The following is a 22,769-nucleotide window of genomic DNA, read 5'->3' as shown; positions in this document are numbered from 1 at the left end:
TTTGCTTACTCCACTGATTTCAGGTATTCTTTCCACATGTTTTGATGCGAAACCGGAAAAGCAAACTCCTTCATTTCCTCTGCCGTAACCGCAACAAGATCACTTCCCTCAAGAAGCTCTCCGTCCCATCTTCCAACATACACATTAACATCCCAAACTAAATGGGAGAAAACATGTTTAATATCGCATACAAATTCACCTGGTGCCACATTTAAACCATACTCGGTTTTCATCAATTGCTGTAACTGCTGCTTCGCCGTTCCAAGCTCATCTACTTTTACAAAATTCGGGAACTCCCACAGATTTGCCAATAAGCCTTCACTTGGTCTCCGGTGAATTAAAAAACGACCATCATTATCTTTAAAGATTCCTGCAACAAGTGCTACCTGCTTTGTTGACTTCTTTTTAGTTTTAACAGGAAGTTCTCGCTGAATTCCTTCTGCAAAAGCACGGCAATGCTCGCGAACAGGACATAACAAACAGGATGGTGAGGTTGGTGTACATACCATTGCACCTAGTTCCATCAACCCTTGATTGAAAAAAGACGGGTTCTCTTTTGAAATAAGATCGCGGATTACTTCTTCGAAAATTTTCCTGGTCTTCGGTTTGGCAATATCATCTCTAATCAAAAGAATCCGAGATAATACCCTCATGACATTTCCGTCGACAGCAGGTTCTGGAACACCATAAGCGATGCTAAGAATCGCTCCTGTTGTGTATGGTCCTACTCCTTTTAATGTGGAGATTTCCTTAGGCGTATTAGGCACAATGCCTTCATAGCTTTCATGAACTTCTCTTACCGCACTTTGCAAATTCCGGGCACGTGAATAATAGCCAAGTCCTTCCCAAGCCTTTAATACCTTGTCCTCTTCTGCTTCCGCTAAGCTTTGGATGTTTGGGAATTGTTCAATAAAGGAATTAAAATAAGGGATAACTGTGTCCACTTTCGTTTGTTGGAGCATGATTTCTGACACCCATACTTTATAAGGATCCTGATCTTTACGCCATGGAAGATGTCGTTGCTCCCGCTCAAACCAAGTAATTAAATCATGTTGAAAACCATATATATCAAAGTCAACTAGTCGTTCGTGATGGGTACTTTCTTTTTTCAAAATAAACCTCCATGTCGTTAGCTAGAAATTTTCAAGCCGATATATTCAACCGCGCCGGCTTCTGTATCAATATATTGGGACAGTTCATGAAAAATGTTGCTCTGCCTGGAACCTCGCAATGCTTTCATGGCAAAATAATGTGATTCGGTTGGAAGTAAGAAAGATTCACGATAATAAGCAGCTCCTTTTTCAGAACCGGCTTTTGTCCAGCGGTAATCATTTGCTCCCATCTGATTCATAGCGTGCAGAACCCGCTGCATCGTTTCTTCGTATTGAAGAGTCACTGTTTCCTTTATAGGATATTGAATGAAAATATGCAACTGTTTTGTTATCATGTTTGAAAACACTCCTTTTGCATCAGACTAAATAGAAAAGAGAAAAGCATCCGTTTCACCGAAAAAACCGGAAGGAGGCCGACCATTGGATACTGGAACACATGTTGTAATGGGTATTGCTATCGGTTCCATGGCTACCATAGATCCATTTGTGGCAAGCAGCCCTGAAACAGCAACAGCTATCATGATAGGAGCAATAATTGGTTCACAGGCGCCTGACACGGATACCATCTTAAAATTCAGGAATAATGCGACATATATAAGAAATCACCGTGGAATCACACATTCCATTCCGGCTGTGTGCCTCTGGCCGCTATTAATCGCACCGGCCATTTATTTGTTCATTCCAGAAGCTAATTTTCTTTACTTATGGATTTGGACATTTATAGCAGTAATCCTTCATGTTTTTGTCGACATTTTCAACGCTTATGGGACACAGGCGCTCCGACCTTTTACAAAAAGATGGGTGGCACTCGGGATCATTAATACCTTTGATCCTGTCATATTTGGATTTCATATCGCCGGATTAGTCCTTTGGGGTGCTGGATTTCACCCTGGCTACACATTCTTGGCCATTTACGGCATATTGATTGCCTATTATGTGTTGCGATATCGCATGCAGCAAAAAGTGTTGCAACAAGTGAGGGAAATCATCCCAAGTGTGAGGCAGACCTTGATATCACCGACACTTTATTGGAACCAATGGCATCTCGCAATTACTACTAAAGATAATTTTTACGTGGCTCGGGCGGTCAAGTATCAGATTTTCATACATGATACTTTTGAAAAAGTACCGCTTCCGGAAAACGCCATTATCGAAGCGGCAAAATTCGACGACAATGTTTCCGCGTTTCTTTCCTTCTCTCCAGTCTATCGATGGGAAATGGAAGAATATGATGACCATTATGAGGTTCGGTTCATTGACCTCAGGTACCGTAGCAAAGATTATTATCCTTTTGTGGCCATCGTACAGCTTGACCACGATTTGAATATCATTAGCTCCTACACAGGATGGATTTTCAGCGAGGAAAAGCTGCGAACGAAACTGGAGATAATCCCAAATATAGACTAAACCGCCCGCCCAAACGATGGGCCGAGCGGTTTTTTAATGTGTCAGATGATCATCTGCATTCAAGAGATGCTTGTATTTGGGATTATTCGAAAAGAATTCGTGAAGGCTGTCTCCATGGCGGTCAATAATTTGCATGACCATTCTCTCTGTCATGTCTTTTCCCTTATATTCATATCCTGCCTTTGCATAGGAGCTCTCAAAATCTTCCCATAAAAGCTCCACCCAGGTTCTCGCCTTATCATATGTTAATGCAGAGTTCTTTTCCATCAGACGATCTGCCAATCGTTCAAAATATTGCTCCATCGTAACACTCCGCTTTCGTTTGGTTTAATTTCACTATGCTTATCATTACATATAATCACATCTAAAATCCAATATTAAAGATAGATGTTGGGTTATCTTACGGTTGATTTTTTCACTGAAGGTACCCTCATCCACTTACCGAGGAGGCGAGTCGCATGAGGAACAAAGCGAGAAACTTTCCAAACCCCAATGACAACAAGTTTGAAGGGGAAGGTCGTGCAAAGTCTGAATATGCTTCAAAGCGTGCTAATGGAACGATTAATACGCATCCACAGGAGCGCATGCGTGCTTCTGGTGCCAGAGAAGAAGATACATTCTAAACTTTGTGGATAAGGTTTTTTTCGTGTTTATAGCTTATCTGCCGCTATGAATATCGGATCTACCCAACTAATAGGAGGTTGTTATCATGGCAAAACAAAATCACAAGCCATCACGCAGTAATCCTTTTACGTTAAATGACCATCCGTTTCCGCAGCCTAATGCACATTCCAAGCACTCGTTCCGTCAAGTAAACGGTGAGACGCAACAAGCTCAGAATATCCAGATCTTAGAAGTGCAGACAAGAAAAAGATCTTAGTCAAGCAAAAAAGCAAAGAGGCCTCACGCTTCTTTGCTTTTTTCGTTCATAAGCATGGATATTGGTAATCCTTCTTCTTCTTTGCTAGTGGTATCGCCGTGCATTCTATGTCCCCACGCAAATACACCATTCATATATGTAATTTTAAAATGAACGCCGGGATCTCCTTCTATTTCATACACTTCTTCTGGCTTAAAGTCATCTGGATCTAACATATAAGCCTTTGCCATTGTGATCTTTCGTTCCAGGACGGCAAATTCATTTACAATACCGAGCTGTTCGGCCTTTCGCGCCTTTTCTTTTAATGTCGCGATTTCCTGATGAAGTTCATGTGGTGTCATTTGACTGTAACGCTTATCCTGTTCCACTTGCTTTCCCCCTAAAAAATCTATATAAAATAAGAATAGCACGATTCTCACATTACAAAAAGCTATTATGAAAAGAGTGATGTACATGCATACCATACTGATAACAGGTGCAGGCACAGGTCTTGGCAAGGAATTGGCACTGTCATATGCAAAAAAAGGTCACACAATTATATTGACAGGCAGAAGGTTAGAACCTTTAGAGGCTGTAAAAGAAGAAGTTCAATCTCTTGGGACGAAAGCATTCGCCTATCAAATGGATATAACCAATGCAGAAGATGTTAAAAAGACTGTAGGGATCATCACCTCAGAACATGAGGTTGACTATTTACTGAACAATGCGGGTGTAGGCTGCTTTGGTCCGTTAACAGAATTAGATTCCGATGAAATCGAAACAGCGATTCAAACGAACGTACTTGGGACGATTTTTTTGACGAAGGAACTACTTCCTCAATTGTTGAAAAGAGAAGACGCTAAAATCATGAACATCATCTCCACTGCCGGCCAAAAAGGAAAGGTCAATGAAAGCGTCTATGTTGCAAGCAAGTTTGCAGTCCGCGGTTTTACCGAAAGCCTTCAAAAAGAATTAGAGGGAAAAGTCCATGTTATCGCAACTTATATGGGCGGAATGGACACCCCATTTTGGAACGACACAGATCATATTAAAGACAAGTCTAGGTTGAAATCCCCCAGAGAAGTGGCGGAAATGATAGTTGCTCAGGATGACAAGTTGGAAATACAAATATGATTTAATAGTTGCCGTTTGGAACGAGGTTTGTCCCAAACGGCTGTTTTTCTCTAATTCCCCTCATTTTCCTCGAGCCACCGGTCAATTAAGTCCATTCCAAATCCCTTTCTATACAAAGCACCCTTCATTTTCATCTTATATTCGTATCCCTCTAGTTTTGCGTACTTTCGGTGGTATTTTTCTGCCTGTTTTGCAATTGCTTCCCACTCTTCAGATGTATCTTCTTCAAGTTCCGCTTCTTCCACCGCAATTTTAATAACAGAAAAAGCGTACCCTTTTCTCATTAAAGCTTGCTCCACCTTTTGAATCATAATTTTAAAGGAGTCTTTCTTATATTTTGGTGCATACTTTAAGACAAGCTTTACCGCATGCTCAATCTCTGTTTCCTGACTGTATTGTGCTTCAAGTACTTCTTGGATAATTTCCTTGTTCACGCCTTTTTCGAGTAATTCCTGTTCAATGACGCCTCGTCCCTTCAAGGTCGTGTTCACCTGAGTCCTTACATACGCGTTTGTGAATTCCCTGTCATTCAAATAGCCCTGCTCCTTTAGTCTTACGACAATTTCTTTACCGACAAACGGTTCATATTCTTTTTCTTTTAAATAGTCTAGAATCTCTTTTTCTGTTCTCATTCGAAACGAGAGATAGTGGACAGCTGTATGATATGCCTTATTTATTTGATCACTAAAGAGGATTTCTTCTATATCCAGATCATCTAGTTCCTTGCCTTTTACTAGTTGAAACTTCATTAGCGTTCCTTCGTACACAGCAAACGCATATTCCTCGTCCAAGAAAATATTGAACCGCTCTTTGTTTTTTTGCTGCACAGATATTTTTGTTATTTTACCCATTTCTGCTCTCACTCCGTTTCATAGCACATTGGCCCGTATTAAATAAAGGATAATTAGGGAAAAGAACTAATATAGTATGTAAGATATTCTCTATGGAGGGTGATATAGATGAAGATTGCCATTGCTGGCGGTACGGGGCTTGTTGGTCAAGCTCTGACAGACCATTTAACTGATAAAGGACATTCTATCTTTATTTTAACGCGAAACAGCTCGAATAAAAAGGAAAAAAGCAAATGTCACCTATGTAGAGTGGCTTAAAGAAGCTTCCTCCCCGGAAACAAGTTTGGATGGAATGGATGCTTTTGTTTAACCTAGCGGGCGAATCCATCAACAGTGGGCGCTGGACGGAAGAACAGAAAAAGAAAATAAATTGAGAGCCGCATTTCTTCGACAAAAGAAAATCAATAGAATTATCGGCTCCATGCAAAAATAAACCGGAAGTTTTGGTGAATGCAAGTGCCATTGGCTATTACGGCACTTCTGAAACGCAAACTTTTACAGAAGAAAACTCTACTCCTGGATCTGACTTTCTTGCTTCGACCGTTTATGCCTGGGAAAAAGAAGGCGGAACATGCGAAAGCTGAAGGTGTTCGCACCGTTTTTACCCGTTTTGGTATTATTTTGGACAAAGGCGAAGGTGCACTGCCAAGAATGATGCTTCCTTACAAAATGTTCGTTGGAGGGAAAAATCGGTTCTGGTGAACAATGGATGTCCGGGGTGCATATCAAAGATGTAGTTGGTGCAATTGCTTTTTGTTTGGAAAATAAAGAGTTAGAAGGGCCTGTGAATGTCGTGGCCCCAGAGCCAAAAACAAATGAAAGACTTTGGTAAAACGCTCGGAAAAGTGAAGGGCCGCCCACACTGGTTTCCAACGCCTGGTTTCGCTCTGAAAGTTGCTCTTGGGGGAAATGAGTGTGCTTGTACTTGAGGGTCAAAAAGTGTTGCCAGCAAAATTAGAGCAAAAAGGCTATAATTTCTTATTTTCCCATCTTGATGACGCTCTGTCCGACATATTACAATCATAGTAATGACAGAAAATTAGGAGTATTCTATGGGAATCGTTATGTTTCGAAACGCGACCGTCTACCCCGTCACTTCACCTCCGATTTATAACGGAGATGTGATTGCCGAAAACGGTAAAATAAAGATGATTGGCAAAAGATTAGCCGTCCCGGAGAACGGGAAAGTGATAGAATGTAATGAAAAATATTTAATGCCTGGTTTTATTGATGTACACACACATCTTGGCTTATATGATGAGGGTACCGGATGGGCGGGAAATGACGCCAATGAGACAGTCGAGCCCTTGACTCCACATATCCGAGCACTAGATGGAGTACACCCTTTTGACCCTGGTTTTCAAGATGCCATCCAGTATGGAATCACAACCGTTCACATTATGCCCGGAAGTGCGAATGTTATCGGAGGAACCACCTCGGTTATCAAAACGCATGGCGTGAACATTTCTAATATGATCATTCAGGAAACTGCTGGCCTCAAGGTTGCTTTTGGAGAAAATCCAAAGCGAATTCACAGTCAGGGCAATAAGGACTCCATTACACGTATGGGGATAATGGGTATGCTGCGCGAAGCCTTTTATCAGGCAAAACATTACGACAATCCTGAAAACCTGCGGGTAAAGCCCATTGTCATGGCACTTGAACAGAAGATTCCTGTACGCATCCATGCGCACAGGGCGGATGATATTATGTCTGCCGTCCGTTTTGCAGATGAATTCAATCTACGTTTTACGATTGAACATTGCACAGAAGGGCATCTAATCGCAAACGAATTGCGAGGACGAAACATGAAAGTCTGCGTCGGTCCGACAATGACAAGGAGATCTAAGATAGAACTGAAAAACAAAAACTGGAGAACCTATCAAGCATTAGCAGAAGCTGGTGTCGAAGTTTCCATTACAACAGACCATCCATATACCCCAGTACAGTATTTAAACGTGTGTGCTGCATTGGCAGTTAGGGAAGGTTTAGATGAACAAAAAGCACTAGAGGGAATAACGATTACAGCTGCTAAAAACCTTAATGTTTCCGACCGCGTCGGGAGTATAGAAACAGGGAAGGATGCCGACTTGGTACTATGGTCTCATCACCCGTTTCAATTCCTCGCAAAGCCTGTCATGACAGTGGTTGAAGGTGAAATAATTTACCAAAAAAATTAACAAAAAAGTTGTTTCTTTTTTAAATAAAATCGAGTATGATACGTAGGTAAACAAAATTAAATCAACTAACAATTTGTGTTTAAAATGTTAGGGAAGGCAAATGGTGCGCCACCAGTTTAACTGGTTCTAGTGGGTTCGATTCCCACCCCGAAATTTTTTGTAATTTAAAAAATTTCGAGGGTGGGCCAGTCTTCACGTGAACGTGACAGTTCTGCCCTCAATTGGAGGGTTAGACATGCTCAAAAAACGTGATTTCCAAGAATCTCAAACTCTTTATGAGTTAATGGTGCACCCTGAAGTCTTCCCTTTTGTGCGTCATAAAGCGTATTCCTACGATGAGTTTCTTTTCCTAACAAAACAAACCATCGAAGCGGAAGAACGCGGAGAATTGATTTCACGTACCATTCTTGATGAGTGGGGCACTCCAATTGGAACAATCAATCTTTTCGACGTGCAAGACGGAGCAGGCTTCCTCGGCACTTGGCTAGGCAAACCATACCATGGCAAAGGTTACAACCAGCCTGCCAAGGATCAATTCTTCGAGGAACTCTTTTACGAACTCGATATTCAATCCATTTTCATGCGCATCCGCAAGGTAAATGTTCGTTCCACTAAAGCGGCGGAAAAGCTACCTTATGTGGTCCTTGCAAATGAAACCCGGAAAAGCCTGTTAGATGAAATTAACGGCGGAGAAGATATCTACAATCTTTACGAAATCTCACGCGACCAATATACACTATACAAACTGCGCACAGGTCACGAAGTGCTGCATGAAGAGCATCAGTTAAAAGAAGCATAATAATATCGCGTCTGCCCTATGTTGTGGGGCAGGCGTTTTTTTAGTATATTTTCCCACCTTTTAGCTAAAACTATTGGTATGCAGATAGTAAGGAGGGATTCTTGATGAATGATAAAAAGCGTCGTGAAAAAACAAAAACTACATTGAGCAAAACGCAGGAAGTTACCTACTCTCGTGAGTTTAAAATGGCAGACCGAGTTGGAGGTTTTACGGAAAGACGCAGATAGTTTTTTTATCTTGGTGACTTGGTTGACTTGGTTGACCCTTTCCTTAAGGCTGTTAAGCTCTAAAGGGAAGGGGTTTTTCATTTGCCGGGGCTCGCTCTAAGGACTTGACTCGCTCGGATTTTCGAATCGGGCGATATCTGAGCATAATCGGGCGATTTTTCGATTTTACGGGCGATAATTGAGATTTACGGGCGACTTTTTGAAGTAATCGGGCGAAAATTTAAAAATTACGGGCGATAATAGAAATAATCGGGCGATTTGCAAAAAAAACCAAATTTTTGGACAGTAACAAATTATCCATCAGCCATCAGCATCTTCTTCCTCTCCAACATCTCCCTCACATCACCCTCCTCTTCTCCGGTTAACCTATTCAAGAAGACATAAAGGGTCAACAAACGTATGTACCTAATGTCTATCGCATATTCTTAGGAGGGGTTTCGAATGGGACGTTCACGCGGACATCAATCTGGTGGTAAGAAACAAATCGTCACTTCCACAAGTACCTAAGAACATGAAAAAAGTTGCACAAGATGCAGAATTCGCGAACGAGCAACATGCAGATAATGAAATCCTTGAAGCACAAGCTCGCGCATCAGCAGCTGGAATTAAACGGAACAGCAAGAAAGATACCTTTAGATAGTTCCACTTTTGGGCCGGGCTTGATTAAACCAAATCAAGCCCGGCTTTTTAATGAACTAAAAAAAGCACTTACCCTCAGGTAACTGCCATTTGCCAATATTAGATCATGGTCCCAAATGCTTTGTAATATCAGCCGGCCCCTGCCTTTGTGCTTCATCCTTGATTGATTCAATGCCTTCCTTCACCTTCTTATCAGACATGGATTTATAACGATCCGTTTTTCTATCTAACATATATCCAAAAACCAAAAATGATACAACAACGATAGAGACTACTATCCAAAAAATCATCAATCCCGCCCCCTTTATTACTACTCTATTCTACACGTATCCAATAATCCCCTTTTTGTTTTTCCCAAACTAAAAAAGCAACATGAAAACATCTCACGTCGCTTTCTCAAATCAATCTCCTATATTTAATGTGCCGCTACATAACCGCCATCCATGGCCTTACGCCCGTTCCCACCTTTACGTTTCATCTTGCGTTCATCCATTTTCTCTTTAATATATCTAATCGCAAACCGATCTAACCCATAGAAGGTAGCTGCCGTACCTGCTGCAATCAGTAGTATCGCTGCTGTATATAGTATCGGGTTCGTGCTGACTGTTCCGGCCAACAGGAAGTTCAAGTTCATAAATGCTGCTCCTATAAGTGCCGGTATTGTTGCTAAACCAAGTATTAGTGCAATTCCTACCAGTACTTCTCCCCAAGGGATTAGAATGTTAATCAAACCAACGTTAGGCAGTGCCACATTCTCAAGAAATGCTGCGTACCATCCTTGTACCGCTGGATGCGCTCCTTCCGCCTTTGCGATGGCGCCGTGCAAAAATCCCTCTGCATCAAATGTTCCTATTTTCGGCAAACCGGCCTTTAGCCATTGTACCCCCAACCAAACTCTTAAAATTGTCCAAAGGATTGCCATTTTCGGTCCACGTAACCATTTCATGATTTACTCCTCCTAGAATTTTAGTTTGTTAAGTTTTTCACAATGACCTGTAAAAAAATTTAGCCGGCTAGCTCTCTTACTTTTGCTTCAGAAAGTTTGTGAAGTTTTTCACTTACTTTCTATCTTTACTATACATCCATTTTCCATCCTTTACAATGGAGTTCACAAATTGTTCGCAATATTTATTTTGTTAATAACTTAAATATCATAATACGACCTTTTATCTTAATATAAATAAATCACTTAATTCTGAATAGTATTTTGTGAATAAATTTTCAGAATGTTGTTGATAATGTGGATAAACGTGTGTATATCCCGTCTATCAAGATAACTGGCTGTGCACAACTGCAAATATACATGACTTTAGCACCATGAAACATCAATTATTATGTTACCCAATACCTATATTGAAATAATTCTTATCTTTTTCAAACGGATTGATATTAACTGCTCACAACGATTAAAATAAAGATATTACGATAAAGCGAGGTGTGGCACATAATGAGCAACTATGTCATCGGATTGGATATTGGCACCTCCACAACCAGATCTGTCATTTTTAATAGAAATGGAGAAGTGGTCTCTGAATCAGAGCATGCCTATTCTACCTACCGTCCGAAGCCTAATTACTCTGAACAAAATCCATTGGAGATCGAGAGTGCTGCACGTCTTGCCATCTCTACTTCCATCAGTAAATTAAAAATCACACCAAACGATATTATTGGTCTAACTATTTCTGCTCCTATGCACAGTTTAATTTGTATAAATGATCAAAACGAACCGATTTCGCCCCTGATTACTTGGGCTGACGGTAGAAGCTATCCACAGGCTGCCATTATGAAGGAGTCGTACGGACAGGACTTATATGAGCAAACAGGAACACCCATTCATCCTATGTCCCCTTTTGTGAAGCTTGTCTGGATGAAAGAGAATCAATATACGCCATATTATGAAGCAACACGCTTTGTTTCTATAAAAGAATATATCTTATACAAATGGTGCGGGACGTGGCAAGTGGATTATTCTATTGCCTCTGCAACAGGGCTTTTCAATATCCATACACTCCATTGGGATGAGGAGGCACTTGCCATAGCAGGTATAAATGAGTCTCAGCTATCCAAAGTGGTTCCCTGTACCACACAAGTTGGACCACTTTCCGCTGAAATTGCAAAAGAATTACTTCTACATACTTCCACCCCCATTATCATCGGGGCTAGTGGCGGTGTGCTTGCCAATATCGGTGTAGGCGCCACAGAGGAAGGAGAAACTGCCTTATCGATTGGTAGCAGTGGGGCTATCAGAAGATTCACCACCCAAAAAACAATCGACGCGGAACAACGTACCTTTCAATATGCGTTTACGAAAGAAAGTCGCATCGTTGGGGGTGCAACTAACAATGGTACAATTTTAATGCAATGGCTGGCAAGACAATTTTCTTCCTTAACCAAAAAAGAAACGGTGGAAGTGGCAGATCTTGAAGCACTTGCTGCAACATCAAGCGCAGGGGCTAACGGGCTATTTTTTCTGCCACATATGAATGGAGAACGTGCTCCAAAATGGAATGCTAAAGCAAAGGGTGGTTGGATGGGGCTCACTCTATCTCATACGAGTGCTGACATGATTCGCAGCGTAATGGAAAGTGTTATTTTCAATATGTATGAGATTCACGAAACCCTTCACGAAAAAGAAAACCCTACTAAAAAGTTGATAGTCAGCGGTAGCTATGCTCGCTCGCCACTATGGGTACAGATGACAGCAGATATTTTTCGCAAGACTGTCATTTTAACGGATAGTACACATGCTACGGCGTGGGGCGCTGCCTGGCTTGGGATGTTTGCACTTGGAGAAGTTGAGTCCCTTGAAGCCATTAAAGCATATATCCCGATAAAGCATGAGGTATTGCCTACAGTCCGAAATGTGGCCATGTACGAGGAATATTACCACCTCTACCGTGAACTATATAATAAAAATAAACCATTATTTGCGGAAATAGATCGTTTGCAATACTGACTATTCTAAAGAATAATCCGGCAAAATACGCCCGGTCCAATCTAAAACTTTATATGATTGGTTAATCTCCGCTGTTCCTTTCCGCAAATAGCTGGAAAGTATAAATACTTAATGTTTATGTTTTACAGTTAACTCAGTGAGATAGCTTTTTATTTATCCTACATTGAATGAAACTTCTTTGTTGGTTGGAGTGGAAGACGCGCAGACGCCCACGGGAGAAAGGGACAGGTGAGACCCCACAGGCGGAAGCGAGGTCACTGAAAAACCTAGTAACCAATCTTTTGGATAATTTATAGCTGTTGATTGGAGCAATAGGCGAAGACTCCTACGGGGGAGTAGCGACAATGTTGAGACCCCGCAGGGCGTAGCCCGAGGAGGCTCAAGGTCGCCCCGTGGAAAGCGAAGCCGTTTGCGGAAATTAACAGCGGTGTCTTAAAATAATCTAACATCAAAGACTTTTTCAGTGGCCAAGCGGAAGCCGAGGAGGCTCACGGACCGCCCGCAGGCAAGCGAAGCGCCTGGAACGGAAATCAACTGTTTTATTCAATTTAGTATGCTCAAGAAAAGAGCTAGCAGCCATGTAGATGACTGCTAGCTCTTTATAATTTCAATCACCTTTACCCTTTTACTTCTTCTCTTTTCCTAATACTGATCCCTGTAAAACCATAAAACAGGCTTAATAAAGGACTAACCAAGCAAAAGAGGGCAAAAGGCAAGTAATCCAACACAGGCACTTCAAGCACCCCTGCCATGAACACACCACTTACTCCATACGGAATTAATGGGTTGATGACTGTGCCGGCATCTTCTAGTACTCGTGCTAAATTTTTTGGTGCAATTCCTTGTTTTTCATATTCCTTTTCAAAAGCCTGACCGGTTAATATGATGGACATATACTGCTCACCAACTGTTACGTTTACTCCAATTGCGGTTGCAACAGTGGCGAAAATCAATTTTCCAGTAGATGAAACAAACGATTGGATCATGACGAGTATGCGTTCCATTACACGTAACTGCTGAATTAATCCACCCATACTTAAGGTAAGCAACACAAGGGATACCGACCACATCATGCTTTGGATGCCGCCCTTTGTCAAAATGCTGTCTATCGCTTCGTCACCTGTTGCTCCGGTATATCCATTTTGCATCACCTCCATAAGTTGGGCCACTTGAACGCCAGGTTGAAGAACGAATGTCATCACAGAACCAACGATAATGCCGACCATCATGACAAAAATAGCAGGCACGCGTTTTAGTGCAACTCCAAACATGATAACAGCCGGTAATAATGCCCAAATGCTGACCATGCCTTCTTCTTTTAATACCTTAGGCAACTCTGCAAAATCTCCTACCTGCCCACCGCCATTACCAAAAGAGAAAAATCCGAATACCACCAAACAAATGACGGTTGCAGGTATGGTTGTCCATAACATGTGACGGATATGCTCAAATAAATCAACCTTGCAGACTGCTGATGCAATATTGGTTGTATCTGAAAGAGGAGACATTTTATCTCCTAAAAGGGCCCCCGAAATGATCGCTCCTGCAACAATAGCCGGGTTAAACCCCATGCCTGTTCCAAGCGCGATAAAGGCCACTCCGACCGTCGCGGCAGTAGTGAAAGAACTACCGATGCTTATCCCGATAATAGCGGTAATGATAAACACGCTGGGAAGAAAGAATGAAGCGGAAATGAGCTGTCCTCCATAGTAGATGAACGTTGGTATGGTACCAGACAGCATCCATACCCCGATTAAAATTCCAATTAGAATAAATAATAAAATGGGGGTAAGCCCTTCCTTTAAACCATTTTTCAAGCCCGTTTCAATATAGTCCCATGAATGCCCTTTAACTAAGGAAAATACAATCAAGACCATGATACTCGCAAAAATAGGTATATGAGGCTCTGCTTTAAAAATAAACAATGATATAGAAATAATTGTGATAATGCTAAAAATCAAGAAAAGAGCTGCAAGGCCGCTAATGTGTATCTTTTCTTTTTGTATTTGCTGCTCCATGATGTTCCCTCCAAAAATAAAATTGCCTACCTGTTAATTTGCAACAAAAAAGCTCCTTCATCCCTAAAGCAAGGGACGAAGAAGCTCCGCGGTACCACCCTAATTGGCAAAAATAATGATTGCCCACTCATCTGCATGGATAGCCGTTAAAAAATATGTACTGTACTTCATTTTCCTCTATGCCTGGATTTTCACCAACCATCCAGTCTCTATCTGCTGCAATAAGGAGAACTACTTTTATACATGGCTACCATTCTATTTATCTACTAAGCTCTACTCGTCTAAATTTCGCTAACACACTTAAACGCTTAAACGCTTTTAGGTGTTAAAGTGTTGTTATTAAGATAATACATATTTCAACGCTTGTCAACAAAAAAAATCCTCCTGCATGTTGCTTAGGAGGATTTCTGACTTTTTAAAGTGTTAGGTAAACGAATAACAAAACTGGTCTTGTCATCATTTGAGCGACAATATATTTCCCCATCATGCTTTTCAATTAGTTTTTTGCAAATATACAAACCTATCCCTGTACCTAAGTCCTTAGTTGTAAAGAACGGTTCAAAAATAGCGTGGATTGCTTCCTCTTCAATTTTCGGTCCATTATTGGTAATGGACAGCTCGGTAAATGCTCCGTTTTCCACACATACTACTTGAATGGTACGAGATCCGTCCGTCATCTGTTGCAGCGCATCGATTGAATTAATAATCAGATTCAGAAAAACCTGCCTTAATTCATCTTTATTGGCCACCATGTTTATGGAAGGATCAATGTCCAATTGTATGACCACGTCTCCATCTAGTAAGCTCGGATACAAGAACTCTACCAATTCCTGCAATAGGAAGGACAGATTCACTTCTTCTCGCTTACTCTCAATCAACTCTTTTCTAGAAACATGTAAAAATTGAGAGATACGATAATTAAGTTGATCCAATTCATGACGCATTATTTCCAAATACGGATGATCAGGAAGTTCGTTTTGCAAGAGCCTCGTGAACCCGATAACAGAGGTTAGGGGGTTTCTGAATTCATGGACAAAGCTCGAGCTCATCTGACCGAGAATCGTGAGTCGCTCTTTATGGGTTTGGTTAATATATAGTTTCTTTTCTTCCAACTGCTTTTCTTTAATTTGCGTGTATTTTCTAACTGCCAGATAAGAAAACTTGTCAAAAAGAGCATTTATTTGGTCGATAATAGGTTGCAGTTCCTCACTTGGAATGCCTGAATTCCACACCCACTTAACAACTTCACTCCTGCCCGTATTCACATTGAAAACGAACTCGCTGATGTTTACATTGGCTTGGACTCGTTCATGCGCTGTCTTGTTTGCGAGCTTAATGATTTCGTCTTCAGTCAATGGATCTTTAATGGCTTTTTTAATAAGCTGATACATTTGCCAGCCGTTGCGCACTACTTCTTCCTTGTATATATCATCTTCCGAAATGACACTTTTATTTCGCCAATTCCGAATAAATTGATCATGATTTTCTTCTAAAAACAAAATGAGTTTCTGAGCAGCGTCCATACTTGCCAGCCACCTTCTACATTATTTTCGGAGAATCTATATCTATCATACCAGAAAATTCAAATAGAAGATAAAATATTCTGAACATCAATACCGATAGTAGGACACTTCCTATTTTTTCATCATGGAAAAAGGACATTTACCTTCCATAGGTTTTACATCGTCTCCAATAAAATATTGTTTCCATTCTCGATGGTCAGGGTCTCCGTAGTGACTGATATTTGGGTGTGTTGGAAGCTGATCCCATTTCTCTACACGCTCCCTTACCTTCTCACGGGACATAATACCACCCTTTGATGTACCTTCCAGTCCTTCAAATATCCTTCTTGGCTGGAACCCTAGGATGAGGCTGTTCCCTAAATCTCTTGTCTTTCTCTGCTTGTAGGCAGGAGCATTGCCGAAGACGAAATACGGCTCTTCTGCAAAGGAAAAGGCCCACAGGTGATGATCTGGATCTGTTGGATAATCTTTAGGCCATGGTTGATCATCTTTCATATGTAAAAATTGTAATATATCCCAAAAATATTCCCGATAGTATGAGATAGTTTTTTCTTCTTTCTCTGGCTCCACAAAAAGAAACAGTCCATGTCGAACGAGTGGTTTCTCAGGATCAAACAAGGCGTTAAATTCCTTTAACGTATCCGGTAGATGGCTCCAATTATCATGACTAATATACGAATACCGAAGTTCACCTTTCTTCTCTGCACTCATTCCAAAATAACAAGGGAATGTTTTATTTGTAACAACTTCCCGGAAATTTTTATATTCTTGCACCACCCATTTGGGTACAATCTTCTCATTTGTCATTTGTTCCTTTGTCAGCAACTTACCTTTGGTGGAACGAACTGCGGTTTCCATTACATCACCTCTAAAGTTAGTAGTTAAACAACCTTCCTAACAAGCAAACTACCCTTAAAACTTGTAACCAAAACGTGGACAAACTTTCAGCTAAATATATTGCAAAAAAAGGTTTTATCTATATATTGAAAGGGTATAAACATATGGGGTGTTTACCATTTTAGAAAGATAGAGGAGACAAAAGGATATGGGCATACTAATTGTAGATGATAACCAAGTAAATTTATTCGTCATAGAAAATATCTTAAAAAGAGCGGGATATAAAGATTACTTATCCTTCACATCCGCTAATGAGATGTTTACATATTTACATAACGATAATTCCGCTTCAACTAAAATGCCCGTCGATATCATCTTGATGGATATCATGATGCCTGAAATTGATGGTATTGAAGCGTGTAGAACTCTCCAGACTATCCCACACTTGAAAGACATCCCTGTCATTTTTGTAACGGCACTAGAAGATTCTAATAAAGTAGCAGAAGCATTGGATGCAGGTGGATTGGATTATGTAATGAAGCCAATTAACAAGACAGAACTATTGGCGCGCATCCGGGTGGTCCTTAGGCTGAAACAGGAGAAAGACAAGAATAAAAAACACGCAGAAAAAATCAAAAATCAGTTGGATCTTTCCCAACAAGTGCAAAACAGTCTGTTGAGTGAACCCATCATTGAAGACAGATTTGTTGTAAAAGCCTCCTATATCCCCGCTTATAAACTGGCAGGCGACATGTACTATTGGTATAAGATCGACGATTCGAGGTATGCGGTCATACTGTTGGACATGATGGGACACGGAATTTCCGCTTCCTTAGTATGCATGTTCATCTCTTCGGTACTGCGTGACTCCATCAGAGGATGTGCTGACCCTGAATTCGTTATCAGTGAATTGAATCGATGGATGCATGCGCTGAATTTACGCAATCAGCAAATTCCATATTATTTTACAGCTATTTACCTTGTCATAGATACAAAAGAAAAATCAATGGAATATGTTAATGCTGGTCACCCCGCTGGTTTTGCACTCATTGATGAAGATGAAGTAGTGGAGCTATCTAATAGAACATGTGCCCTTGGATTCTTCGAGAACGTGGATGTTAGAAAGACGAAGATCCCTTACAAAGATTCCGTTCAAATCATGCTTTATACAGATGGTGTGGTTGAAACAATGGAAAAGGTGGGCATGAATCAATACCCTCAGTTCATTAAATCAGCCTCAAAACTCTGGGATCTTCCAAACATTCCAGAACCTATTAATCTAGTTTTACCTGATGACATGCAAAAAGAAGCCTCAGACGATATGTGCGTCGTAATGATACAAGCAAGATAATAAACTTAGAGTAGAATTATACAGTTAATATAATCCCTATTGATCGAAGTGGAAAGCGCGCAGACGCCCCCGGGAGGAAGGGACAGGTGAGACCCCTCAGGCGATGTCAGGAGGCTCACGGACCGCCCCCAGGCAAGCGAAGCGCTTGGAACGGAAATCAATGTATTTAGGATAACCTAAATAAAAAACGGAGAGCAGGATTAGAATCCTAGCTCTCCGTTTTTTTGCGGTATAACTTATCATACAAATCAAACTCTTCAAAACCAGGATGTGCATCAAGACGCAACGCCTCTTTGCTCCCAAGACCCAGGAAACCCTCTGCTCCAAGACTCTCCTGAAACAATTGAATCACATTGTGCTGTAGCTCCAAAATTAAAATAAATCAATACATTACGGCAAAACAATTATATGAAACTCATTGAACGATCGGTCTGTCACAAGATTATGCTGTGCAAAAATAATTCTATTCAACAAGTCTTCATTAATATACGCAAACTCATGATCAGAATGATAATATTCCGAAAAGGCCGTTTTTTCCGCCAGCTTGCATATTAATTTTTCGTGTAGGTCTTCATTTTAGAAAGGGGGATAATCCCTTTTTGTGCTTTCTCCAATATCTTCTCATTCATGTCGGTCGCATAGATTTTCGCCTTATGGCCTACTCCTTCTTCCTCCAAAAGGATAGCCATCGAATAGGCTTCCTCACCCGAAGAACACCCTGCGTGCCATACCCGAATTTCCGGCAATTCTCTTAAGAGAGGAATTACCTTTTCTCTGAATGACAAGAAAAAGGAAAGGGTCACGGAACATCTCTGTAACATTGATAGAAAAGTCATCTAATACTTTTTGCAAAAATACATCGTGGTGTATCACTTTTTCCGTCAGCTGAGAGATGTTTTTCAATCCTTCCAGCCTTAATCTATTTTCCACTCTTCTCATAATGGAAGACTTCATATATTTCCGAAAATCAAACCCTGAGAGACGATAAACTGCGGTTAAGAATAAATCTAACTCCAAGTCTTGCTTGTCCACTTGTAATCTTGCCTCCAAAATCTCAAATCTTACAAAAAGGAACGGCTACTCGCGTCCAACGAACCGTAACCGTCCCCTTTGTCTATACCTAATTTTTCGCTACCCAAACTCGCATCGCAGATAATAGCTGATCTAGTTTAAGTGGTTTGCTGATATAATCCGAAGCTCCCACTTCCAGACATTTTTCTCGATCACCTTTCATCGCTTTAGCCGTTAGGGCAATGATTGGAACGTCTTTATGTTTTTCTAGATTACGTATCGTTTTGATAGCTTTATATCCATCCATGACCGGCATCATGATATCCATTAAAATGATATCTACATGCTCATTTTCATGCAGAATATCGAGGCACTGCAACCCGTTCTCGGCTGTTAAGATATTCATATCCTCTTTATTTAAGGCATTGTTAAGGGCATAGACGTTTCGGTGGTCATCATCTACCACTACAACCGTTTTCCCTTTCAGGATATTGGAAATGTCATCCTCTTCCACTGTTTGCGGCTCTCTAGTAACTCCCTCTTTTCTTGCCATATTTAGAACCATGTTTTCTTCTTCCAACAGTTCTGTTTCAGAAGTGGATGCTACTTCTTGCCACGCTGCTTCTACTTCTTGCAGTTGAGGCATGCCTTTTGGCAAACTAGGAATTAATAGAGTGAAGACACTTCCTTCGCCCTCTTCGCTTTCCACAAACACACTGCCTCCCAATAGATTGGAGAATTCCTTGGAGATGGAAAGGCCAAGTCCAGTTCCGCCGTACTTTCTCATAGTCGCACCATCGCCTTGGTGGAAGGCTTCAAAGATGAGGGACTGCTTGTCCTTGGAAATACCGATTCCGGTATCTTCCACAGAAATCTTCAACCAAGTATCGGCCTTTACATTTACATTTGCTCTTAGAAGATCCCTCTTTGGAGCTTTTTCAATTTTCACGGACACTTTTCCTTGTTCTGTGAACTTAAAGGCATTGGATAATAGATTTTTTACAATCTGCTGTAGACGCTGTTCATCGGTGAAAAACACATCAGGTAACTGATTGCCGCGGACTATTTCGTAATTCAGCTTTTTATGTTTTGCGATATGGGTAAACTGGAGCTCCAGACGGTTGATGAACTCTTCCACGTTCACTTCCCCAAACATTACTTCCAGCTTTTTCACTTCTACTTTGGAAAGATCCAAGATGTCATTGATTAGATTCAACAGATCCTGACCAGAAGAATTGATGACACGGGAGAACTCTCTTTGTTCATCTGTCAGTTGGTCTTCCGGATCTTCTGCCAGCATTTCTGATAGAAGTAGAATACTATTAAGCGGTGTTCTCAGCTCATGGGACATATTTGCCAAGAACTCTGATTTATATTTGGAACTAAGTTGAAGCTGTTTCGCTTTTTCTTCAAGCTCCGTTTTCGCTTTTTGAAGATCAGAGGATTTCTGTTCCGCATCACGAGAACGCTCTTCAAGCTGCTCGTTGATCATGCGCAGCTCTTCTGATTGAGTTTGTAGCTCTTCTGACTGAGCCTGTAATTCTTCGGATTGAGATTGGAGCTCTTCTGTCTGCGCTTGTGATTCAAGTAACAAACGCTCGACTTCCATTCTTCCTAAAATATTCGTAATAGCAATACCTAGGGTTTCAAGCACTTTATTTAAAAGCTGGCGATGTGTCTTTGTGAATCCCGTCAGCGTTGCCATTTCAATGACGGCAATGACTTCATCTTTTATAATGACAGGAGCAATGATAATGCTCTTCGGTTTAATATGGCCAATTCCTGTTGTTACGACGGAATATCCTTCAGGTACATCTTCAAGGATAATCACCTTTTTGTCCCAAGCACACTGCCCTACCAATCCTTCACGAAGCTTATATGCTTCTCCACCAATATCTTCCGCACCGTCGGCATATGTGGCAATCTTCTTGTAAGTACCATCTTTTCCTTCACTGTCCAACAGGTAGAACGCGCCAAGTTTTGCATCCATCAGAGGTGTCAAGGTGGCGATGAACTTTTCAGCAAGCGAATCGGTGGAAACATTCCGATGGTAAAGGTTGATAATATCGGCAGAATTCGTTTGCACCCAGTTTTGTCTGCCAATCTCTTCTGTAAACTGTTTTTCTTTCAAATGATAGGATTCAATGGAAGACGCCATCGTGTTAAAAGCTTCCGATATCTCTCCTATTTCATCCTTTATGTTTGTACTTAGTCTTGGCAAAGTGGATAGGTCATCATAGTTAATGTCCTTAATTCCATTCTTCACTTCATCTAGTCTTCTGTTAGTGCTTCGTATCACCCAGAGTGTGGTCATGATTATTATTAGCAATGAAAGAATCACAGCCGCAACCATGGTGATTATAAGAGTTTGATAGGTTTCATTGGCGCTTGCCAAAGTATCTTCCATATCCGATTCCTGTAAATCTTTGAAATCTGATATGTCTTGCAGAAGCGCTGATCTTGTATCTAGTTGAGAGACATAAATTTCTTGCAGGTCTTCATTGGAAGCACCATTATTAATTTGAGAGACAATTTCTTGCTCCATACTCCAAAAAGAGTTGTAGCGCTCTTCAATATTCCTCAATAAAACTTTCGTCTCGTTTTTATTCAGTACAGCTTCCAATTCAACTATATTGTTTCTGACAGTTTCCCTGTTTTCTGCAATATTTTCTAGATTATCAGTAATATCCTCCGCATCGTCCCTATTGATAACAAACAACAGCTGTCTGTCTGTCTCATAGAACAATTGCCTGATATCAGTTGCTTTGTTAACTTTGTAATACCTGTCCTCAACTATTTCCAGCATATTTGTCTTCATCGAATTGGTCATAATTAAAATTACAGACAATAGCACAACAAGCGAAATTACCGTAATTCCCAGACCGACAAATTGTTTTTTCTTAAAGCTCACCGCAACTCCCACTTTCATTGGTTTTTGATGCTGAAAACGTGCATAAATATATAGATTGATTATACCAGTAAGAGGAAACCGTGGTCGAGTTTGGATACTCGAATCGACAGATTTTTTCACAAAAAAAGGGCTCTGTCCATTAATTGTTGGATTTGCCCTTTCTTCTTCATATTTCCTTTGATGAAACTGGCAGGAATAGTTTAATCCCTCTTTTATTGAAAGGCAATACTTTCATATCAGCAATTAAGTGGCTGATATAGGAAATGGTGCATGTTATGAATACGCCGTTGATAGAAAGAGAGTGTTCAAGTTTTAAAGCTATGTAAGCGAAGAATGCTGCACCAAGTATGGAGTGGGTATAACTCCTGTGGGATACCAGTGAAGCTATTATGATGTAGACACCAAATAGTATCATCCACATTTCCTGCAAGGACACCCCTCCAAGTAGAACACCGGCACCAGTGATGGTCAGCATATGTTTCTGTTTTATTAAAGAAGAAATAAGAATCATAAGTGCTCCTATTCCGATCCCTCTCAATTTTTCCTCCATTGTTCCCTCATATAAACTATAAAGAATCATCATTGTCCCTATAATTTGTGCGATTGTTCTTGTCACCGTGTGGGATAACGTTATGCGTCCACGGAGTTTTCCGTCAATATCAAGGTCTGGCACAAGACCTGATATGGTTCCCAAGCTGACTAAAATAAGAGTTGTAGTTGGTGTCGTCTGCAACGTGTTTGCCACGGCAAAACCTGTTGCTGCCCCAATGGCTGCATGCGCTGTACCATTCATGTTATGTTTCACCTCTGTCTGACCTTCTGTAGTAGTGATGTGTCGGGATTTTTAAATCACCGGGTTATACAGCACCATATTTCAGCTATTTTACACGAAAACATTTGTTCTGTTTAGGGGCAAAAGTCCTGATTGGTGGGGGTATGTTCGGTAAATTCAGG

21 protein-coding genes and 3 pseudogenes are annotated in these 22,769 nt (G+C 40.8%); 11 read left to right on the top strand and 13 right to left on the bottom strand.

All coding sequences use genetic code 11. From position 1 onward, the window contains the following. Window positions 1-5: 5 nt before the first annotated feature. Both mutY and M313_RS24110 read right to left on the bottom strand, forming a co-directional pair. Window positions 6-1,112, bottom strand: coding sequence for an A/G-specific adenine glycosylase (gene mutY, locus M313_RS0119065; protein WP_010199003.1), 1,107 nt, complete (start codon window positions 1,110-1,112; stop codon window positions 6-8). 17 nt (window positions 1,113-1,129) lie between these two features. Further along, the gene (locus M313_RS24110) at window positions 1,130-1,447 is read right to left on the bottom strand and encodes a hypothetical protein (protein ID WP_010199001.1); all 318 of its coding nucleotides are present in this window, start codon (window positions 1,445-1,447) and stop codon (window positions 1,130-1,132) included. Between the two features lie 85 nt (window positions 1,448-1,532). Here M313_RS24110 and M313_RS0119055 point away from each other — a divergent pair, with 85 nt between their 5' ends. Beyond that, entirely contained in the window at window positions 1,533-2,519 is a 987-nt protein-coding gene (locus tag M313_RS0119055) for a metal-dependent hydrolase (RefSeq protein WP_010198999.1), read from the top strand. Between the two features lie 33 nt (window positions 2,520-2,552). On the opposite strand, the gene M313_RS0119050 is transcribed toward M313_RS0119055, so the two are convergent. Next, window positions 2,553-2,822 (bottom strand): YfhJ family protein, encoded by a 270-nt coding sequence (locus M313_RS0119050; protein ID WP_010198998.1) that lies wholly within the window; start codon window positions 2,820-2,822, stop codon window positions 2,553-2,555. 155 nt (window positions 2,823-2,977) lie between these two features. On the opposite strand from M313_RS0119050, the gene M313_RS0119045 reads away from it, so the two are divergent. Continuing rightward, window positions 2,978-3,142, top strand: a complete 165-nt coding sequence (locus M313_RS0119045) for a small, acid-soluble spore protein K (RefSeq protein ID WP_010198995.1) — start codon at window positions 2,978-2,980, stop codon at window positions 3,140-3,142. 86 nt (window positions 3,143-3,228) lie between these two features. Further along, a complete protein-coding gene (locus M313_RS25455; RefSeq protein ID WP_010198993.1) occupies window positions 3,229-3,399 on the top strand; it encodes a YpzG family protein in 171 nt (56 codons plus the stop codon). 23 nt (window positions 3,400-3,422) lie between these two features. Here the strand turns inward: M313_RS25455 and M313_RS0119035 are convergent, their stop codons facing one another. Beyond that, the gene (locus tag M313_RS0119035; RefSeq protein WP_010198990.1) at window positions 3,423-3,767 is read right to left on the bottom strand and encodes a YfhH family protein; all 345 of its coding nucleotides are present in this window, start codon (window positions 3,765-3,767) and stop codon (window positions 3,423-3,425) included. Window positions 3,768-3,852: 85 nt separating this feature from the next. On the opposite strand from M313_RS0119035, the gene M313_RS0119030 reads away from it, so the two are divergent. Further along, a complete protein-coding gene (locus tag M313_RS0119030; protein ID WP_010198987.1) occupies window positions 3,853-4,512 on the top strand; it encodes an SDR family NAD(P)-dependent oxidoreductase in 660 nt (219 codons plus the stop codon). A 50-nt stretch (window positions 4,513-4,562) separates the two neighbouring features. Here M313_RS0119030 and recX read toward each other — a convergent pair whose 3' ends face one another. Further along, entirely contained in the window at window positions 4,563-5,363 is an 801-nt protein-coding gene (gene recX / locus M313_RS0119025) for a recombination regulator RecX (RefSeq protein WP_010198984.1), read from the bottom strand. A 108-nt stretch (window positions 5,364-5,471) separates the two neighbouring features. Here recX and M313_RS27075 point away from each other — a divergent pair. The 5 genes and pseudogenes from M313_RS27075 to M313_RS24100 all read left to right on the top strand — a co-directional run bounded on the left by M313_RS27075 (window position 5,472) and on the right by M313_RS24100 (window position 9,209). Next, window positions 5,472-6,389 (top strand): annotated as a pseudogene (locus M313_RS27075) (TIGR01777 family oxidoreductase). Between the two features lie 26 nt (window positions 6,390-6,415). Further along, on the top strand, window positions 6,416-7,543 hold the full coding sequence (locus M313_RS0119000; RefSeq protein ID WP_010198967.1) for an amidohydrolase: 1,128 nt from the start codon (window positions 6,416-6,418) through the stop codon (window positions 7,541-7,543). 235 nt (window positions 7,544-7,778) lie between these two features. Continuing rightward, window positions 7,779-8,342: a GNAT family N-acetyltransferase gene (locus M313_RS0118995; RefSeq protein WP_010198965.1), complete on the top strand. Its 564-nt coding sequence runs from the start codon at window positions 7,779-7,781 to the stop codon at window positions 8,340-8,342. A gap of 104 nt (window positions 8,343-8,446) precedes the next feature. Then, on the top strand, window positions 8,447-8,569 hold the full coding sequence (locus M313_RS25445) for a YfhE family protein (RefSeq protein ID WP_010198963.1): 123 nt from the start codon (window positions 8,447-8,449) through the stop codon (window positions 8,567-8,569). A 441-nt stretch (window positions 8,570-9,010) separates the two neighbouring features. Beyond that, a pseudogene (locus tag M313_RS24100) lies at window positions 9,011-9,209 on the top strand (YfhD family protein). Window positions 9,210-9,312: 103 nt separating this feature from the next. Here M313_RS24100 and M313_RS0118980 read toward each other — a convergent pair. Together M313_RS0118980 and M313_RS0118975 are read right to left on the bottom strand one after the other, a co-directional pair. Beyond that, on the bottom strand, window positions 9,313-9,498 hold the full coding sequence (locus M313_RS0118980; protein WP_010198949.1) for a hypothetical protein: 186 nt from the start codon (window positions 9,496-9,498) through the stop codon (window positions 9,313-9,315). 125 nt (window positions 9,499-9,623) lie between these two features. Further along, the gene (locus M313_RS0118975) at window positions 9,624-10,154 is read right to left on the bottom strand and encodes a DoxX family protein (RefSeq protein ID WP_010198948.1); all 531 of its coding nucleotides are present in this window, start codon (window positions 10,152-10,154) and stop codon (window positions 9,624-9,626) included. Between the two features lie 501 nt (window positions 10,155-10,655). Between M313_RS0118975 and M313_RS0118970 the strand changes: the two genes are divergently transcribed. Further along, window positions 10,656-12,164 (top strand): gluconokinase, encoded by a 1,509-nt coding sequence (locus tag M313_RS0118970; protein WP_010198947.1) that lies wholly within the window; start codon window positions 10,656-10,658, stop codon window positions 12,162-12,164. A 617-nt stretch (window positions 12,165-12,781) separates the two neighbouring features. On the opposite strand, the gene nhaC is transcribed toward M313_RS0118970, so the two are convergent. From nhaC to M313_RS0118955, 3 genes are all read right to left on the bottom strand, one after another. Then, window positions 12,782-14,182: a Na+/H+ antiporter NhaC gene (gene nhaC, locus M313_RS0118965; protein ID WP_010198946.1), complete on the bottom strand. Its 1,401-nt coding sequence runs from the start codon at window positions 14,180-14,182 to the stop codon at window positions 12,782-12,784. A 395-nt stretch (window positions 14,183-14,577) separates the two neighbouring features. Beyond that, window positions 14,578-15,705: a histidine kinase N-terminal domain-containing protein gene (locus M313_RS0118960; protein WP_010198943.1), complete on the bottom strand. Its 1,128-nt coding sequence runs from the start codon at window positions 15,703-15,705 to the stop codon at window positions 14,578-14,580. A 111-nt stretch (window positions 15,706-15,816) separates the two neighbouring features. Further along, window positions 15,817-16,563 (bottom strand): YqcI/YcgG family protein, encoded by a 747-nt coding sequence (locus M313_RS0118955; RefSeq protein ID WP_010198941.1) that lies wholly within the window; start codon window positions 16,561-16,563, stop codon window positions 15,817-15,819. Between the two features lie 187 nt (window positions 16,564-16,750). Here M313_RS0118955 and M313_RS0118950 point away from each other — a divergent pair, with 187 nt between their 5' ends. After that, on the top strand, window positions 16,751-17,893 hold the full coding sequence (locus tag M313_RS0118950; RefSeq protein WP_010198940.1) for a SpoIIE family protein phosphatase: 1,143 nt from the start codon (window positions 16,751-16,753) through the stop codon (window positions 17,891-17,893). Window positions 17,894-18,101: 208 nt separating this feature from the next. Here M313_RS0118950 and M313_RS24095 read toward each other — a convergent pair. The 3 genes and pseudogenes from M313_RS24095 to M313_RS0118925 form a co-directional block, all read right to left on the bottom strand. Then, window positions 18,102-18,946: pseudogene (locus M313_RS24095) on the bottom strand (CheR family methyltransferase). Between the two features lie 67 nt (window positions 18,947-19,013). Beyond that, a complete protein-coding gene (locus M313_RS0118930) occupies window positions 19,014-21,815 on the bottom strand; it encodes an ATP-binding protein (RefSeq protein ID WP_010198930.1) in 2,802 nt (933 codons plus the stop codon). Window positions 21,816-21,981: 166 nt separating this feature from the next. After that, a complete protein-coding gene (locus M313_RS0118925; protein ID WP_010198928.1) occupies window positions 21,982-22,608 on the bottom strand; it encodes a metal-dependent hydrolase in 627 nt (208 codons plus the stop codon). Between the last annotated feature and the right edge of the window lie 161 nt (window positions 22,609-22,769).

Origin of the sequence: Bacillus sp. m3-13 (assembly GCF_000175075.1) — a bacterium.
Lineage (GTDB): Bacteria > Bacillota > Bacilli > Bacillales > Bacillaceae_I > Sutcliffiella_A > Sutcliffiella_A horikoshii_C.
The sequence above is the reverse complement of the archived record's forward strand: the minus strand, read 5'-3'. Positions and strand labels throughout refer to the sequence as shown.

What these genes read in the sequence shown, in the direction of transcription:
- M313_RS0118970 (WP_010198947.1), top strand. Translation starts at nt 10,656, where the DNA reads ATGAGCAACTATGTCATCGGATTGGATATTGGCACCTCCACAACCAGA.
- M313_RS0119000 (WP_010198967.1), top strand. Translation starts at nt 6,416, where the DNA reads ATGGGAATCGTTATGTTTCGAAACGCGACCGTCTACCCCGTCACTTCA.
- M313_RS25455 (WP_010198993.1), top strand. Translation starts at nt 3,229, where the DNA reads ATGGCAAAACAAAATCACAAGCCATCACGCAGTAATCCTTTTACGTTA.
- recX (WP_010198984.1), bottom strand. Translation starts at nt 5,363, where the DNA reads ATGGGTAAAATAACAAAAATATCTGTGCAGCAAAAAAACAAAGAGCGG.
- M313_RS0118950 (WP_010198940.1), top strand. Translation starts at nt 16,751, where the DNA reads ATGGGCATACTAATTGTAGATGATAACCAAGTAAATTTATTCGTCATA.
- M313_RS0119050 (WP_010198998.1), bottom strand. Translation starts at nt 2,822, where the DNA reads ATGGAGCAATATTTTGAACGATTGGCAGATCGTCTGATGGAAAAGAAC.
- M313_RS25445 (WP_010198963.1), top strand. Translation starts at nt 8,447, where the DNA reads ATGAATGATAAAAAGCGTCGTGAAAAAACAAAAACTACATTGAGCAAA.
- M313_RS0118980 (WP_010198949.1), bottom strand. Translation starts at nt 9,498, where the DNA reads ATGATTTTTTGGATAGTAGTCTCTATCGTTGTTGTATCATTTTTGGTT.
- M313_RS24110 (WP_010199001.1), bottom strand. Translation starts at nt 1,447, where the DNA reads ATGATAACAAAACAGTTGCATATTTTCATTCAATATCCTATAAAGGAA.
- M313_RS0118975 (WP_010198948.1), bottom strand. Translation starts at nt 10,154, where the DNA reads ATGAAATGGTTACGTGGACCGAAAATGGCAATCCTTTGGACAATTTTA.
- M313_RS0118925 (WP_010198928.1), bottom strand. Translation starts at nt 22,608, where the DNA reads ATGAATGGTACAGCGCATGCAGCCATTGGGGCAGCAACAGGTTTTGCC.
- nhaC (WP_010198946.1), bottom strand. Translation starts at nt 14,182, where the DNA reads ATGGAGCAGCAAATACAAAAAGAAAAGATACACATTAGCGGCCTTGCA.
- M313_RS0119030 (WP_010198987.1), top strand. Translation starts at nt 3,853, where the DNA reads ATGCATACCATACTGATAACAGGTGCAGGCACAGGTCTTGGCAAGGAA.
- M313_RS0119045 (WP_010198995.1), top strand. Translation starts at nt 2,978, where the DNA reads ATGAGGAACAAAGCGAGAAACTTTCCAAACCCCAATGACAACAAGTTT.
- M313_RS0118960 (WP_010198943.1), bottom strand. Translation starts at nt 15,705, where the DNA reads ATGGACGCTGCTCAGAAACTCATTTTGTTTTTAGAAGAAAATCATGAT.
- M313_RS0118955 (WP_010198941.1), bottom strand. Translation starts at nt 16,563, where the DNA reads ATGGAAACCGCAGTTCGTTCCACCAAAGGTAAGTTGCTGACAAAGGAA.
- M313_RS0118995 (WP_010198965.1), top strand. Translation starts at nt 7,779, where the DNA reads ATGCTCAAAAAACGTGATTTCCAAGAATCTCAAACTCTTTATGAGTTA.